Source organism: Cobetia sp. 1AS1 (assembly GCF_029846435.1).
In the GTDB taxonomy this organism is placed as follows: Bacteria; Pseudomonadota; Gammaproteobacteria; order Pseudomonadales; family Halomonadaceae; genus Cobetia; species Cobetia amphilecti.
In genome coordinates this window covers 717,680-732,317 of record NZ_JARWKU010000002.1, presented here as the reverse complement: position 1 = coordinate 732,317, position 14,638 = coordinate 717,680, and the positions used below count along the sequence as shown (strand labels likewise).

15 protein-coding genes are annotated in these 14,638 nt (G+C 60.0%); 7 read left to right on the top strand and 8 right to left on the bottom strand.

Features of this window, described 5'->3' with window-relative positions:
* Positions 1–24 precede the first annotated feature (24 nt).
* The 3 genes from QD280_RS06880 to QD280_RS06870 all read right to left on the bottom strand — a co-directional run bounded on the left by QD280_RS06880 (position 25) and on the right by QD280_RS06870 (position 3,538).
* Positions 25–2,202 (bottom strand): heparinase II/III family protein, encoded by a 2,178-nt coding sequence (locus tag QD280_RS06880; RefSeq protein ID WP_279838746.1) that lies wholly within the window; start codon positions 2,200–2,202, stop codon positions 25–27.
* 66 nt (positions 2,203–2,268) lie between these two features.
* The gene (locus QD280_RS06875; RefSeq protein ID WP_248377775.1) at positions 2,269–3,042 is read right to left on the bottom strand and encodes an SDR family oxidoreductase; all 774 of its coding nucleotides are present in this window, start codon (positions 3,040–3,042) and stop codon (positions 2,269–2,271) included.
* A gap of 151 nt (positions 3,043–3,193) precedes the next feature.
* Positions 3,194–3,538, bottom strand: coding sequence for a cupin domain-containing protein (locus QD280_RS06870; RefSeq protein ID WP_107334567.1), 345 nt, complete (start codon positions 3,536–3,538; stop codon positions 3,194–3,196).
* A 400-nt stretch (positions 3,539–3,938) separates the two neighbouring features.
* Here QD280_RS06870 and kdgR point away from each other — a divergent pair, with 400 nt between their 5' ends.
* From kdgR to QD280_RS06835, 7 genes are all read left to right on the top strand, one after another.
* Positions 3,939–4,754 (top strand): DNA-binding transcriptional regulator KdgR, encoded by an 816-nt coding sequence (gene kdgR / locus QD280_RS06865; RefSeq protein WP_107334566.1) that lies wholly within the window; start codon positions 3,939–3,941, stop codon positions 4,752–4,754.
* Positions 4,747–5,022, top strand: coding sequence for a hypothetical protein (locus QD280_RS06860; RefSeq protein ID WP_279838745.1), 276 nt, complete (start codon positions 4,747–4,749; stop codon positions 5,020–5,022). Before kdgR ends, QD280_RS06860 begins: the two co-directional genes overlap by 8 nt.
* Before the next feature lie 165 nt (positions 5,023–5,187).
* Positions 5,188–6,216 carry a polysaccharide lyase family 7 protein gene (locus tag QD280_RS06855; RefSeq protein ID WP_279838743.1) on the top strand — a complete coding sequence of 343 codons (1,029 nt, stop codon included), beginning with the start codon at positions 5,188–5,190 and terminating at the stop codon, positions 6,214–6,216.
* A 527-nt stretch (positions 6,217–6,743) separates the two neighbouring features.
* Positions 6,744–7,679, top strand: coding sequence for a 3-keto-5-aminohexanoate cleavage protein (locus QD280_RS06850; RefSeq protein ID WP_131432243.1), 936 nt, complete (start codon positions 6,744–6,746; stop codon positions 7,677–7,679).
* A complete protein-coding gene (locus QD280_RS06845) occupies positions 7,676–8,629 on the top strand; it encodes an L-carnitine dehydrogenase (protein ID WP_279838742.1) in 954 nt (317 codons plus the stop codon). The genes QD280_RS06850 and QD280_RS06845 overlap by 4 nt, the downstream gene beginning before the upstream one ends.
* On the top strand, positions 8,629–9,096 hold the full coding sequence (locus QD280_RS06840; protein WP_192839241.1) for a thioesterase family protein: 468 nt from the start codon (positions 8,629–8,631) through the stop codon (positions 9,094–9,096). The genes QD280_RS06845 and QD280_RS06840 overlap by 1 nt, the downstream gene beginning before the upstream one ends.
* A gap of 120 nt (positions 9,097–9,216) precedes the next feature.
* Positions 9,217–10,263: an alpha/beta hydrolase gene (locus QD280_RS06835; RefSeq protein ID WP_279838741.1), complete on the top strand. Its 1,047-nt coding sequence runs from the start codon at positions 9,217–9,219 to the stop codon at positions 10,261–10,263.
* Positions 10,264–10,421: 158 nt separating this feature from the next.
* Here the strand turns inward: QD280_RS06835 and QD280_RS06830 are convergent, their stop codons facing one another.
* The 5 genes from QD280_RS06830 to QD280_RS06810 all read right to left on the bottom strand — a co-directional run bounded on the left by QD280_RS06830 (position 10,422) and on the right by QD280_RS06810 (position 14,566).
* Positions 10,422–11,336 (bottom strand): hypothetical protein, encoded by a 915-nt coding sequence (locus QD280_RS06830; protein WP_279838740.1) that lies wholly within the window; start codon positions 11,334–11,336, stop codon positions 10,422–10,424.
* An 80-nt stretch (positions 11,337–11,416) separates the two neighbouring features.
* The gene (locus tag QD280_RS06825) at positions 11,417–11,938 is read right to left on the bottom strand and encodes a hypothetical protein (protein ID WP_279838739.1); all 522 of its coding nucleotides are present in this window, start codon (positions 11,936–11,938) and stop codon (positions 11,417–11,419) included.
* A 181-nt stretch (positions 11,939–12,119) separates the two neighbouring features.
* Positions 12,120–12,818 carry a PEBP family protein gene (locus QD280_RS06820; protein WP_279838738.1) on the bottom strand — a complete coding sequence of 233 codons (699 nt, stop codon included), beginning with the start codon at positions 12,816–12,818 and terminating at the stop codon, positions 12,120–12,122.
* Positions 12,819–12,890: 72 nt separating this feature from the next.
* Positions 12,891–13,406, bottom strand: a complete 516-nt coding sequence (locus tag QD280_RS06815; protein WP_279838737.1) for a YbhB/YbcL family Raf kinase inhibitor-like protein — start codon at positions 13,404–13,406, stop codon at positions 12,891–12,893.
* A gap of 131 nt (positions 13,407–13,537) precedes the next feature.
* Positions 13,538–14,566: a YHYH protein gene (locus tag QD280_RS06810; RefSeq protein ID WP_279838736.1), complete on the bottom strand. Its 1,029-nt coding sequence runs from the start codon at positions 14,564–14,566 to the stop codon at positions 13,538–13,540.
* Positions 14,567–14,638 lie beyond the last annotated feature (72 nt).

The window sequence follows — 14,638 nt, the reverse complement described above, 5'->3', positions numbered from 1 at the left end:
CGATGGCACAAGCTTGTGGTCGAGTCATGGCTCCAGCGCCCACCAGCCTTGCCAGCAGAGGGTTTCCCCTGCCACTTCCACCCTATGCTCGCCTGGCGCTTGCCCTTGTGAGGGGCGCAATGCCACGGCCAGACGATGTCGAGCGCCGCTGCGCGTCTCAAGCTCCAGCACGCAGGCCTCGTCACTGTCATGCAGCAACCGGCAACGGCTGACCTGCGGGCGGGCGTCACGCGAGATCTCACGAGCTTCGTCGAAGACACCGTGTGTCTCGATCACGCTGGCAACGGTGTGACGACTGCCGGTGGAGCGCAGCATCAGATAGGGCTCATTGCGCAGATTGCTCTGGGGATCATTCGCGCCGATCAGGCCTTGCACCAGGGTGGCAGGCGACGAGCACACCATGCGCGCCGTGACGAACTGATCGTCCTGCAGCCAGGTGACTGCCTGATCGGCACCTGCGGGCAGCTCATCCCCGGTGCTCATCTGCCAGAGATGCTGATAGCCATTGGCGTCGCCCAATGCCGTGGGCGAGGTCTGCTGGTGCAAGGCGGGTTCGGCGACCATCAACTGACCTTGATAGTGCAGGGGGTAATCATAGTGATGGGGGGTATCGCTGGTGGCGCGCATCAGGTCGATCACCAGTGGCTCGGCGAGCTCCGGCAAGGTGACCAGCATCAGGCTGCGCTGCAAAGTGACGCCGGGCACGTAGTCATCCAGAAGCGCACTGGCGAGCTGAACCTGCGGATGGGAGGTCTCGAAACACACCAGGGTGCCGTGATGCTGACAGGCGCGTGCGGTGTCCAGGCCATGATGCGAGGTCTCATCCACCACCAGGGTGTTATGCGCCACGCTCTGCTTGGCGTAGCTACGGTTTTCCGGGGTATAACGCCCGCCGAACTTGGGTTCGATATTCACCCAGCGGCTGAAGCCATAATCCGTGAGCACCTCATGCTGGCCATTGTGGTATCCGAAATGCAGGCCATCGAAATGTCCGTGATCCAGCGCGGAATGCAGTGTCGGATCGCTGCCATGCTGACCGAAGCTCATGTAGAGCATGCTCTCGCTACCGCGTGAGGTCGGCGCACGCAGAATGGCGATTCCACCGGCATCCCCTTCACTGCCATCACTGATGAAGCGACTGTCTCGTGCCTCACTTGATTGACTCGCCTGCTCTACGAACTCGGCCAATGCAAGAGAGCCCGTGCACAGTGGCAAGCGCTGTACCTTGTCGCGAATCAACCCCGCTACCGCCGGGTTCAAGCGAGTATCCCGATACTGCCGCAGCAAGAACGCCGCTCCCAGCATCGCGCCCTCATCGACAAGCCCCATCGTCTTCGAGCTGTCATTCAGGGCCAGAAAACGCCCATCAGGGAAGGCCATCTGCTGGAGACAAAGAATGGCCTTGCGGATGATCTGGTCACGATGTTCATGAATCCGCGGCCGCACGCCGCTGTTAATCAGCGCATCGGCAAACAGCACCATCGGGCGCAGCGCGAAGCGATGGTAGTACGGGCCTTCCAGGTAATAGCCGTCCGGCGAGAACAGCTGGTCCAGCTGCGCGAGAAATCCCCCACTGACGCCATCGCGAGCATTGCCCAGCAGTGCCTGCTCCACCAGTGCCTCATCTTCCAGCACCAGCCCCGCAATGCCGGCTGCGGCCACGGACCAGATGCCATGGTTATGCACCACATCGAAGTCATGCGCGTTCTGTACCACCAGCAGGTCGATCATCGGCCGCAACAGGTGCTGTTCGATCTGCTCGCGCTCATTTGCCGGCAGCTGTGCCTTGATGTTGCCGTAGGCGTCCGCGGCATATAACAGCCACATGCCTTCGTTCAGGCATTGGTGAAACAGCTTGCCGGGAGGATTGCTGTCCCTGGAGACATGCGCCGGCAGTGCTTCATACATCTGCGAGTAACCCAGCAACAGGCCACGCACGAAATCGAGATAGCGCTCATCATGCGTCACCAGCCACAGCTGAGAGGCCAGGCTGACATGCTGATAGTTGAGCTTGTGGCGCGCGTGCTCTTCTCCGCCCGCCTCACCTTGCCCGGGAATGCTCAGGGGCTCGGCCAGCACCGAGCGCATGTCCTGCTCCGCAAGCGCGAGCCGCTCTGACAATACGCGCGAGGAATCCGGTGCCTCGTGGGCAGCGCGTAGTCCGGCAAGGGCCGCACGATCCAATAGCAATGTCTGTTCCATGACGTGACCGCTCGCTGTGTGATGACCTGTGGCGTTTTCGGTTGGGCGCCCTGACGGGCGCCCGATTCAGGGGCACATCTGGCCGCCATTGACGTCGATCACCTGCCCGGTGATGTAGCCGCTCAGCGCATGCGATGCCAGATACAGGTAGGTCGGTGCCAGCTCGTGGCATTGCCCGAAGCGGCCCATGGCGATGCTGCCGGCGATGGTCTGCTTGAGATCATCACTCTTGTCTTCATGGAAGGCCGTATCGATGGTGCCCGGAGCGACGGTGTTGAAGCGGATGTTGTCCTTGGTGAATTCCTTCACCCAGTTGCGATGCAGGTTGTGAACCATCGCCTTGCTGCCGCCATACAGGCTAGCGCCCATACCGCCGCCCTCACGCCCCGCGATGGAGCCGGTGGTGATCACGCTGCTGGTCTGTTGACTCTGCCGGGCAGACTCACGCAGATGAGCAATCGCGAAACGCGTTACCATCACCACGGAGCGAATATTGAGATCGATGACGTTGTCGAAGAACGCATCATCGATGCTCTCCAGCCCCTGACGCCCGCCCAGGCCACCGGCATTGTTGATCAACACATCCAGACCACCCAGTTGATCTACCGCACGCGCCACCAGTGACTCGCACTGCGCGGTATCACGCACGTCTGCCTGCAGATAGAAGGAACGTCCCGGTGCATCCAGCTCGGCAAGCAATGCCTCAGCCTCGGCAGGGCCGCGACTTCCATGCAAGACCACCTTGGCTCCGGCCTTGAGCAGGGAGCGCGCCACATCCAGACCGATGCCCGCGGTCGAACCGGTCACCAGTACACGCTTGCCTTGAAGATCATCAAACATCACGACTACTCCTGAAACGGGTGAACTCTTGTGATCAGGCGCCTCGCTGACGCGACCGCCACTAACAAATAAGCAACTTCTTTTTTAGATATTTCGCATCATTTAGCGCGTCAAAATGCTGCCCAGGCCTGAGCCTGGAAGCGGCATGACATCATGGGGTCAGCATGTCATCGCGGCGGGGCGAGAACAGGTCGATCACTAGACTGTCGGGCTCGAGCGCCACGGCGCCATGCGAGGTGTGATGCGGAGCGACGAAGGCATCGCCTGGCGAGAGCCTGCGTTTTTCACCCTCAAGCTCGACCTCGAAAGCGCCCTGCACGACATAGCCGATCTGGTCATGACGTTCATGCTGGTGTGGGGTGCCGACGGCACCGCGATCGAACTTGACGCATACCGCCATCAAGTCCGGGGTGTGGGCGACGATCTTGCGCTGGATGCCGGGTTCGACATCCTGCCAATCATGTTCGTCGTTGATGAAGAAACTGCCTGCGTTCATCGCTATGACTCCCTGCTGGGTACCCGTTGTGTCACCGGTACATGCCCCATCCTTGAGACGCTCCCTTGACCCTGCTCTGCCTGCTTTGCCTTTGTTACCGCGATGGCCTCAGTTGGCGATAGAGGCACAAAGACAGCAAAGCCAGAAGGGACACCGTCGATTGAGACATCAATCTGAAATGGCGTTTTGAAAACGTAGCAAGGGATTTTTGTTTTTGAAACAGCATTTCATTCCATCTTAGACTTTTAGACCGTTCCAAGCTTGGAAGACGCTTCGTCGCCGATGGCCGAAGAATGAAGCCCAGAGTGGCGCCAGGCGTTGTGGTAGCGCGGCTGAGAGTGTAAAAGCGAAGGTGAGTACTCTAAAATCGAGTTTCATTAATTTCAGAATAAGGGATCTCATGTCTTCAGAAACCAAGCCTGCCGAAGCCAAGGTGGACAACGTCACTGCGGTGATGAAGGTGATGGCCGTGCTGGAGGGACTGGATATCGACCATGAGTCCAGTCTTGCCGAACTCTCACAGCGCGCCATGATGTCGAAAAGCACTGCTTACCGGTTTCTCCAGACCCTCAAGAACCTCGGCTACGTCGCCCAGGACAGCGAAAGCGAGAAATATCGCCTGACCATGAAAGCCTTCGTGCTGGGCAGCTCGGCGCTGGGCAACATGGACCTGATCAAGATGGCAGACCCCGACATGGCCGCGCTGTCTCAGCTGACGCGAGAAGCGGTTCATCTCGGCACTCTCGATGCCAGCACCGGGGAGATCGTCTATGTCCACAAGTACAACTCGCACTTCAACCTGTGCATGAACACCCGCATCGGCGACCGTTGCCCCGCGCATACCACCGCCATGGGCAAGGCGCTGATGTCACGCATGAGTGACGCCCAGCTGGAGCACCTGTTGACCCTGCAGCCGCTGGAGCCGCGTACCGAGCGCACGCTGACCTCGCGCCAGGCACTGGATGAGCAGCTCGCACAAGCACGTCAGTCCGGTCTGGCAGAAGACCTCGAGGAAATGGACGCCGGGGTATGCTGTTTCGCGACACCGATTCTCGATCACACCGGCAAGGCCATTGCGGCGCTCAGCATGTCGATCCCGACGATTCGTTATCATCAGGATGTCACCCTCGAGTACAAGAAGATCCTGTGTGAATCCGGCCGGAACATTTCCGCGAACCTGGGTTGGAAGCCATCTCATGAACATGCCCATGGCTGATGACGCGGAGGAAAACAGACACGGATGTCAGTTTCCCTCGCGTGGCTTAAGGCAGGGTATGGGTAGCGACAAGCCGGCGCTTCTGACGGAACTGCTGACGACCATGACGCTGCCACCCCAAGACCAATGGATAATGATCATTGAGCAACGACTTGCAGGTAATCCAATTTTATCCAGTCTATTCAAGCGGATAGCAGATCGATCACTCATCGCTGCAACATCCTTCACAGGGCTTGAAGAAATGCATAGACAACCTGCAACCCATTGATATAGCGATAAAAATAAACATGAAATGACATTTCACTATTCTTGACTGATATCTTGACAGTCAGAACTGTCAGGCTCTAGCCTTCGCTTGCTGCAACGGAACCCCTCCCAAAAGCACAAGAAAAGGCAGGACGCCATGCAACACAATCGGGCACACCAGCCCCTCATGAATGCACTGATTCTCGCCCTGGGAACAGTCGCCATTTCCGCGCCATCTCTGGCCAATGACACGCCACCCGCCGAAGCTTTCAACCTAGACACCTGGAAACTGACGCTTCCCATGGATGGTGACGGTGATGGCAAGGTCGACGAGATAAAAGTCAGCGACCTTCAGTCCTATCGACACGCGGATTACTTCTATCTCGACGATGAAGACCATCTGGTATTCGTGACCCCCAACAAGGCATTCACGACGCCAAATTCCAGCAATGCACGGACTGAACTGCGTCAGATGCTGCGTGGAACCGATACCAGCATCGGCACACACGACCCTGAGAACAACTTCGCGCTCGCCTCCCACAAGCATGCCGATCAATATGCTCAGGTCGGCGGCTTCCTTGAAGCGACACTGCGGGTGGAGCATGTCGCGGAACGTTCCCGCAAGCCTGATCGCAAGTCAGCCTATTCGGTAGTGGTCGGGCAGATTCATGCCGGCAAGGACAAGGCATTGATGGAAGAGGATCAGGGCTTCGGTCACGGCAATGAGCCGCTCAAGATCTTCTACAAGAAACTGCCGGATCAGGACACGGGCTCCGTGTTCTGGAACTATGAGAAGAATCTCGCCAAGGAAGATCCCAGACGCACGGATGTCAGCTACGCGGTCTGGGGCAACGACTGGAGCAGCAACGCTGACCCCGGCGAGGAAGGCATTTCACTGGGTGAGACCTTCAGCTACAAGGTCGTGGTCAAGGGCGACATCATGCATCTGACCTTCAATGCGGAAGGCCACCCCACGCGCAACTTCGAGATCAACCTAGCAGACAATGTCGATGCCAACGGCCAGGCGGATCAGGATGACCTGCCAGCGGGGTATGCCGGTGACTGGATGTACTTCAAGGCGGGCTCCTACAACCAGTGCAACACCAAGCCCTCCTCCAATGCCTGTGAAGGCACCGGCGAATGGACCAAGGATGAAGCCAATGGCGATTATGCCAAGGTGGTCTTCACCGAGCTTGAAAGCGGCAAGGTTCAGTGATGACAAGTTGTTCGAATGTGATATTGCACTGCTGAAGCTGAAGAAATGGAACTGAAGAAATGAAGCTGAAGTGATGAAGTCCGCGTGAGATCACAGATCTCGAACAAGGGACTGCCACTCATCCTCTACAGCAATGCCGTATCCCCTCTCATCCCCTTGGGTTGCCAGAAGCCGTATCTCTGCCAATCCAAGGGGAATTGCGTTGTCGATGACCCCGCCCTCTTCGCTCTCTTTCACCTTTTCCTCGACGCCCTGAGAGTATCGCGCCCCTTGCCATGGCCGCCGGAGGAAGACATCGACGAGCCTGAAATGGGAGCCAGTGACCGCCCTCAATCTGCCGAGAGCGAAAAATTGACGTAAAACGCAAAGTATCCGGCGTCTTCTGATCATCTCGCTGCCCTCAACTTCACGACACTGTGTTCAACAAAGGCGCAGAGGCGATGCGACCGGGACGTGCAGGTTGACGTCTGGTGACATGGCCGCTGCGACTTACCGCAGACAAGTGTTCTGACACGTGAGGCCCGACGATGAATCGCAAGACTATCCTGACATGCGCCATCACTGGCGCGGGTGATACCGCCAGCAAGAACCCGAATGTCCCGGTGACGCCCAAGCAGATCGCCGATGACTGCATCGCGGCCGCCAAGGCCGGTGCCAGCGTGGCCCACATTCACGTGCGTGATCCGGAGACCGGCGGCATCAGCCACTCCACCGAGCACTTCCGTGAAGTCATGGACCGTGTGCGTTCCGCCGACACCGACATCGTCATGAACATCACCGCCGGTGGCGGCGGCGACTGGATTCCGGACGTCAACGACCCGACTCGTGGTGGCCCGGGCACCGACATCCAGACCCCGGCCGAGCGTCACGCGCCGATCCAGGAACTGCTGCCGGAACTGTGCACCCTGGACTGCGGCAGCCTGAACTTCGGCGACATGGTCTACATCAATACCGCCGACTGGCTGCGCGAGCACGCTCGTCTGGTGCAGGCCGCTGGCGTCAAGCCGGAGCTCGAGTGCTTCGATCTGGGCCACGTCTGGTTCGCCCGTCAGCTGCAGCAGGAAGGCCTGCTCGACGACGACCTGCTCTTCCAGCTGTGCCTGGGCATTCCGTGGGGCGCGGAAGCTGACACCGAAACCATGCTGACCATGAAGAACAAGCTGCCGACCAACTCCAACTGGGCTGCCTTCGGCATCGGGCGCATGCAGATGCCGATGGTCGCACAGGCCGTGCTGCTGGGCGGCCACGCTCGCGTCGGTCTCGAAGACAACCTCTATCTGTCCAAGGGCGTGATGGCGACCAATGCCCAGCTGGTCGAGAAGTCCTCTGGCATCATCGAGAACCTGGGTTCCAGCGTGATGACCCCGGCCGAGACGCGTGAATTCCTCAAGCTGCGTGATCCGTCCACCGGCAAGACCGCTGGCGATATCGCCGCACTCGAAACCGCTGGAGGTGTCGCATGAGCCAGTTGTCTGTCGTAGGAACCGGTGTCATCGGCAATGGCTGGATCTCGCGTGCACTGGCCAATGGCTGGGATGTGGTCGCCTTTGACCCGGCGCCGGACGCCGAAGCCCGCACTCGCGCCTTCGTAGCGAATGCCTGGCATGCGCTGGAAAAGGATGGCCTGGCAGAAGGTGCCTCCGTCGATCGTCTGCGCTTCGCCGCGACCCTCGAGGAAGCCGTGGTCGGCGCCGATCTGATCCAGGAAAACGTGCCGGAGCGTCTGCCGCTCAAGCAGGAAATCCTCAGCGCCATCGATGCCGCGGCCGAAGAGCACGTCGTGATCGGCTCTTCCACCTCCGGCTTCAAGCCGACCGATCTGCAACAGGACTGCAAGAAGGCACCGGGCCGCGTCATCGTCGCTCACCCCTTCAACCCGGTCTATCTGCTGCCGCTGGTCGAGCTGGTCGGTGGCGAGCACACCTCACCGGCACTGCTGGAAGGCGCCCGCGATGACTACCAGGAGCTGGCGATGCGTCCGCTGATCGTACGTCGCGAGATCGAAGGTCACATCGCTGACCGCCTGATGGAAGCGCTGTGGCGTGAAGCCCTGCACCTGGTCAACGACGGCGTCGCCACCACCGAAGAGATCGACGCTGCCGTCGTCTATGGCTGTGGCCTGCGCTGGTCGCTGATGGGCACCTTCCTGACCTTCCACCTGGCAGGCGGCGAGCCGGGCATGCGTCACATGCTCGAGCAGTTCGGCCCGGCACTGAAACTGCCGTGGACCAAACTCGAAGCGCCGGAGCTGACCGACGAGCTGATCGACAAGGTCGTGGAAGGCTGCGAATACCAGGCAGCGGGCCGCCCGGTCGCTGAGCTGGACCGCCGTCGCGATGACTTCCTGGTCGAGCTCTTGAGCCTGACGCGCAAGTACTGGCCGGAAGCCGAAGGCCTCGAGGGACGTATCTGATGGACCTGCTCGAGATCACGGTGCCGCATGAGTGGGTCGACTATAACGGCCACATGAATGACGCCGAGTACGCGCGTGCCTTCTCGATGGCGGTCGAAGCCTTGATGGAGCACGTGGGGCTGGATGCCGAGGGGCGTCGTGAACACGACCTCACTATCTACACACTGGAGACGCATCTGTGCTATCTGGCGGAAGCGCATGAAGGCCAGACGCTCAAGGTCAAGGTGCTGCTGCTGGACCATGACGCCAAGCGCCAGCATGTGCTGTTCACCCTGACGGATGCCGACGGCGGCGAGATCGCCACCAGCGAGCAGATGCTGATGGCGATGAGCATCAGTGGCGGTCGTCCGACGCCCTGCCCGGAATCGGTGGCGGAGCGCATTGCCGCCCTGCCCCAGCCGGCAGGCGACGATGACTGGCCCAAGGCGGCCGGTCGTCGTATCGCCATCCGCCGCAAGACGGCCTGAGACGTGTGACAACCGATGTCCGCTTCGGATAACAAGTCGCTGATTTAGCGTCGAAACCCACACCCTGCCAGTCTTCTGGCGGGGTGTTATTGTCTTGGGACACCCGCCGAGAGCCGATTCATGACCATGACGCCTTCCCCCATCACCTGTCGCGCCTTCATCGATGACTTCGCGCGCGGCATGGATGAAATGGCAGAGATGCCCCTGGCAGACGCCCGCAAGCGCTATGAACAACTGTGCCAGCAACTTGGCGCGCCGCTCGCCGAGGGCGTCACGACCCACGAGAATCATGTCGAGATCGCCGGCCGGGCAACGCCGCTGCGCCTGCGCCACTTCATCCCGGAGGTGGCACGCAAGGCGGAAGGCAACCTGCCGGCACCGGTGGTGTTTCTTCACGGCGGGGCCTGGCAGATAGGCTCGCCGGAGAGCCATCAAGGCATCGCCTCCAGCCTGGCCGCCCAGCTGGGGCGTGAGGTGGTCAGTGTCGATTATCGCCTGCTGCCGGAAGCCAACTATCAGGACGCACTGGCGGATTGTCTGGCGACCATCGAGCACCTCTCCGCCACTGTCGAACCGGTGGCCATCGTCGGTGACAGCGCCGGCGCTCGACTGGCGATGGATGTGGCGCGCCGACTCGACACCGAGATGCCCAACATCGGCCTGCAGGGCACGCGCATGCAAAGCCTCGGCACTCACGGCGCGGAAATGGAGACGGCCCATCATCAGGAGCATCCGGCCCCCGACAAGCCCACAAGCTATGTGCTGGGGCTGATCTACCCGCCGATGGACCCGGTCTTCGTGCTGGCCAAGGAGAACGAGTTCGCGCTGGGTTCGGATGCGCCGCTGCTCGGCCGCGATGAAGTTGTCAGCATGTGGCTGACCGTCGCCGAGGGCGACCGCTCCGCCAGCTACTCACCCTCGCCGGCCCATTCCCAGCAGCCACCGGCACGCCAGATCGAAGTGCTGGCCGCCGAACATGACCCGCTGACCCAACCGCTGGAGGCAGCGGTGGATGTCTGGCGCTGGCGCGGTGCCGATGTCGGCTATCGCAGTGCAAGCGGCATGGTGCATGCGGCGCTGCATGCACATCATGCGCTCCCCGAAATGCAGCACGCCTGGCAGGCCTTCTGTGAAGCCCTCGATCGGCGCCTGTGCGCCCTGGACTAGCGCAAGCCCCTCACGTACGCAAACGCCCAGCCACGAAAGTCGTGACTGGGCGTTTGTGTATCTGGTGACAGATATAGCTGGTGGCCGACATAGTTGACGGCAGATATAGCTGATGAATGAAAGGCCTGGAGATGACCGCTCGAGCGTCAAGCCGTCGCCTAAGTCTTCAGACTCGCCGGTGACATGAAGCGCAGCTCGATGGCGACCGGGCACTGACGGATGCGCTGATGCCACTCCTGCTCCAGCCGCTCCCGTGTCATTTCCTTAGACGAATCGTCCGTCAGCACGACCACGACGATCAACCTGAAATTGGCCTCCAGGGTGCGGTCCGCCAGCAGCGCCTCGTAGAGCAGACTTTGCAGCACCGTCTGCGCTCTGGCGTAGTGCTTGAGCACCTTCACTTCAATGAACGTGAAGGGGGCACTTTCTCCCTCGAGCAGCGCATCGAAGCAGGCATCGGTCTCGCCGACACGCACATGCCGCGTCATTCCACCGCTCGCACCACCGCCATCACCACCCGCAGTGGAGGACTCCTGCATCTGACGCAGCACCGCATCCTTCAGCTGGGTCATCTGCTGGCGATGATGATCCAGATGCTCGGCACGCGATAACGGCGCCTTCTCGTCGGCGCCGTCCTGAGGGCTCAACAGCTGCGCGACATCGGCATCGTCGACGGCCTGCCCGCTATCCTCAGCGGCGGCTGATACCTGAGCCTCGGCGTCTGCTCCGCCCTGCTGCCAATCACTCTCCCCCAGCGACTCCTGCACCTCGCGAGTCAGACGCTGCTCCTGCTCGGCTGGCGACAGCGTGCGCATGAAGGAGCGGTCCTTGTCGTAATCCCCCGGCGCATACAACTTGCCGTGATGATGGGTCACGAGTCGATAGAACACTGCCAGCACCAGCAGCGGAAACACCACGATGAAACCGATCAACGGCCAACGTTCCGCCACTGTCAGCGTCTCGGCCGCCGAATTCAGCAGCAGACTCGCGAAGCCATAGATCAACGAGATGAACAACGCGATGATCCCCAGCGGGTTCCGCGCCAACTGCCTGGCATATTTCATGAACTGCATACGCGCTCCATTCCTTGGGGCTTACTGAGGGCATCCTCATGCAATGGGGGCGAGCAGCCCGATAATGCAAGAGGCCAGCCTCACCACTGCATCACGATGAAGGTCAGGGTCATCACGCCGATGGCGACCAGCCAGGCACCCAGCACGCGCTGGGCGATGACGAAAGCCGACTCGGGGAGCAAGCGCCCGGCCAAGGCAAGAATCCCCCACCCGGCGACAACGATGAGGAGTATGGCCGTCAATACGCCCAGCAGTATTGCCACAGGGGTAGTGGCCACGTCATGACCGACGAACAGCAGGGCGACCACCAACCCCGACAACGTTGCCGGAACACGCGCCATCAGCGCCCTGCCCCACAGCGTGCGCAGCGGTAGATGAATCGACACCAGCAAGGCCGTGACGATCGCAAAGCCCACCACTGCCATCACCAGCGAATCCGGCGCGTACAGCGCCACCACGATTCCCAGCACCATGGCATTGATCAGATTCAGGACACCGCGTAGCCACTCGGCTTCCGTAACCCGGCCTATCTTGGCGATGAAACGACTGGTTGGCTCTGGAACCTCAACGGCTATGAACTGTGGAACGAAGCACTCGGCCATATCTACTGGCCCATATCGATTGAAGTCTGCATGAGCGCCGTGCCGGCGCACTTCTCCAAGCCACTCAAGGGTGTCTGGAGCAAGTAACTTCCTGCACTAGGGATGAGCACGATAAAAAGCCGCCGCAGCTCTCTCAGAGGCGGCTTTTCAGGGCCACAGCAAAATGAGCCAGCGCTTTCGATCAGCCTTCAAGAGTCATGCGGCACAGCAGTGTGTTGTCCTGCTTGAGGCTTTCCCCCCAGACGAACCTGGCGTTGTCGTCCCAGTCGATATCGTCATAGCCATCTTTCGGGCTGACGTCGCTGGCAGCGTGTTCAATGGCAGCCGGCCAGTCGCTATCGTCGAAATCCGGGGCGGTCCAATCACCATCAACCGTGGTTTCCTCGAAGGCACAAGCACCCTCACCCGCTTGTGGGTCATTTTCGTCTTCGCAGGAAGTCTTCACCGGTGCGTGATGTACCACGAGGCAATGCATGTCGCTGTTGGTGACACCGATGACGTCACCTGTCTTTGCATCACGGAACTGGGCAATCATGCCGCCATCACCCATCTGCTGACGATCGGTGCCGATATATTCAAGGCCTGAGTCATTTTCCTTGAAGTCCTTGGCCTTGATGGCAATCGTCACCGGGAATTGCGTCTCGATGATGGCGGTTTCTGAATTGAAAGAGCGCTCAGTGGTGATCGGCACGCTGTCTTGCATCGCCTTTTCGCCATTGACGTACATTTCAAACCAGTTATCGACCCAGACCTCGGCCTTGAGTCTGGTACCGCTCTGGGGCCCGGCCTTGGGCTTTGCTGCATGCGCATCCTTGGCGTGTGAATCGGCAAAGGCAGGTGCGGCAGCCAGAATGAGGGCGACGGTCAGTAATGTGCGCATGAGGATTCCTTTCGTGGTGAATAGTGATCGGTCTTCTTGGCTTGCAGGGGCTGTCTTGCGTCCATCATCTGCTCAGTTGCGGAAGGTGATGGAGGATGAATCAATGACCTTGCCCTTGAGTGCCTCGATCATCGTGTCCCAGTTCACGGCCATGTCGTCATGATCCGGCAACGCATCCAGCGGTGCTTTCAAGGCATACAGCGTGATCATGTATTCGTGATATGAGCCCTCGGGCCCGGGAGGTGAACAAGGCGGCGTATACCCGATACGTTTCTTGTCCTTGTCGGCGCCCTCATCCCCCAACGACGCCGGGTTGCCGCGCGGCAAGTCGTGGGTATCTGCCGGAAGATTCCACAGCAGCCAATACTGGCTGGGGGCGTCACGACCTTCGACAGTGCCTTTGGGATAGTGATGCATGATGAGGGCAAGGCTCCGTGTGCCGTCAGGCACATCCCCCCATGTCAGTGGGGGTGTGACGCCAACGCCGCCGTCACGAGTGCATTTCAGGTCATCCGGCAACCAGCCGTCATCACTGAACGCAGGACTGGTGAGCGTGAAGTCGCCTTGTGCCAGCGCAGGCGTGGCCATGGGCCCGGCAAGGGCCAACGTACAAAGCCCAGCGGCCATCCCACGCTCGAGACGCGTCTGCAAGGCACTTGAGAACTTGCCCGCCAGATTGCTTGATGAACTGCACGATGACTTGCACGACTCTGCATGACTCATCGGCAGTACTCCCCTGCCTTGACGTCTCCACCATCTGTCACGGTACGCGTTTCAAAGTCATAGCAATCGGGCGTATCGGTGGGCGTATAGCGAATGTAATAGGCTTCACCGTGATAGGTGTAATCCATGCTGCGCTTGCCGTTTTCCTGCTGGGTAAAGACAAGGTCTTCCACGCCGCCCTGCGGAGGTGTCCCGGCAGGACGCCCACGGCTATTGGCATCGCTGGAATCGTTTGCGGCTGACAATGGCGCCACACGTGGCAAGTCCTTCTGGTCAGGCACTTTTCCCATCAGGCACTGCACGATATAGGGCGCCTTCTGCGAAGTGTGGTAGCGATAGCCAAAGGCCTTGTCCGGCTGGCCATTGCAGATATCCAGCGCTCCGTTCGCGATATGACTGCCATCTGGATTATCGTCGCCATAGATGGGATACCCATCCAGCGCCCAACCGATGATGGGGTTGTCATCGGCATTCTTCATCTTGTCGATCATGCAGGTGGGTTTGACATGATAGTGGTAGTCATCGCCACGCCCGGAATGCCCACCACAGGCATCCAGCTGTTTGGTGGCCAGGGTGTCATTCTTGGCCTGATAACTTGAGAGGTCATCCTGAGACATCTCTCCGCCGCCGGTGTAGTCGTAGATCGGCACGCCATTGACGGCGACACCCAGCGCAGCATCACGCGTATAAGGTGTCTCCTCACTGCCGCGCATCTTGGGCTCCAGCACTACGGGCGATGCGTAACCCTTGGCCGGCACCGGTACCTGCTCATTGGTGCCGACGATGCCGGTCATCATCTCGTGGTCCGGCCAGGTGTCCGAAGCAATCAATGCCTTGCCATCGTGACAGCTGACCGACACCGAATCGTCAAAGCCGGCGTCCTTCACCGAGGCTTTCACTGCATCACAGCGTGTCTTCTGCATGGCTGTCAGTGATGCCGGGTCGTTGGCGATAGACTGCGCAGCGTGAAATGCCAACGGCGCCAGAAGCGCAGCCGCCATGCCCAGCGCAATGGAACGACCCATGACGCGTCCTCGTCCATGCGAGTTTTGATCGGTGGATGACATGCCCCCTCCTTTGATGTCCTGGCGATGGAA

Excerpts from the sequence above, each read along its gene's own strand:
- QD280_RS06880 (WP_279838746.1), bottom strand. The coding sequence starts at position 2,202 with ATGGAACAGACATTGCTATTGGATCGTGCGGCCCTTGCCGGACTACGC.
- QD280_RS06875 (WP_248377775.1), bottom strand. The coding sequence starts at position 3,042 with ATGTTTGATGATCTTCAAGGCAAGCGTGTACTGGTGACCGGTTCGACC.
- QD280_RS06870 (WP_107334567.1), bottom strand. The coding sequence starts at position 3,538 with ATGAACGCAGGCAGTTTCTTCATCAACGACGAACATGATTGGCAGGAT.
- kdgR (WP_107334566.1), top strand. The coding sequence starts at position 3,939 with ATGTCTTCAGAAACCAAGCCTGCCGAAGCCAAGGTGGACAACGTCACT.
- QD280_RS06860 (WP_279838745.1), top strand. The coding sequence starts at position 4,747 with ATGGCTGATGACGCGGAGGAAAACAGACACGGATGTCAGTTTCCCTCG.
- QD280_RS06855 (WP_279838743.1), top strand. The coding sequence starts at position 5,188 with ATGAATGCACTGATTCTCGCCCTGGGAACAGTCGCCATTTCCGCGCCA.
- QD280_RS06850 (WP_131432243.1), top strand. The coding sequence starts at position 6,744 with ATGAATCGCAAGACTATCCTGACATGCGCCATCACTGGCGCGGGTGAT.
- QD280_RS06845 (WP_279838742.1), top strand. The coding sequence starts at position 7,676 with ATGAGCCAGTTGTCTGTCGTAGGAACCGGTGTCATCGGCAATGGCTGG.
- QD280_RS06840 (WP_192839241.1), top strand. The coding sequence starts at position 8,629 with ATGGACCTGCTCGAGATCACGGTGCCGCATGAGTGGGTCGACTATAAC.
- QD280_RS06835 (WP_279838741.1), top strand. The coding sequence starts at position 9,217 with ATGACCATGACGCCTTCCCCCATCACCTGTCGCGCCTTCATCGATGAC.
- QD280_RS06830 (WP_279838740.1), bottom strand. The coding sequence starts at position 11,336 with ATGCAGTTCATGAAATATGCCAGGCAGTTGGCGCGGAACCCGCTGGGG.
- QD280_RS06825 (WP_279838739.1), bottom strand. The coding sequence starts at position 11,938 with ATGGCCGAGTGCTTCGTTCCACAGTTCATAGCCGTTGAGGTTCCAGAG.
- QD280_RS06820 (WP_279838738.1), bottom strand. The coding sequence starts at position 12,818 with ATGCGCACATTACTGACCGTCGCCCTCATTCTGGCTGCCGCACCTGCC.
- QD280_RS06815 (WP_279838737.1), bottom strand. The coding sequence starts at position 13,406 with ATGGCCACGCCTGCGCTGGCACAAGGCGACTTCACGCTCACCAGTCCT.
- QD280_RS06810 (WP_279838736.1), bottom strand. The coding sequence starts at position 14,566 with ATGGGTCGTTCCATTGCGCTGGGCATGGCGGCTGCGCTTCTGGCGCCG.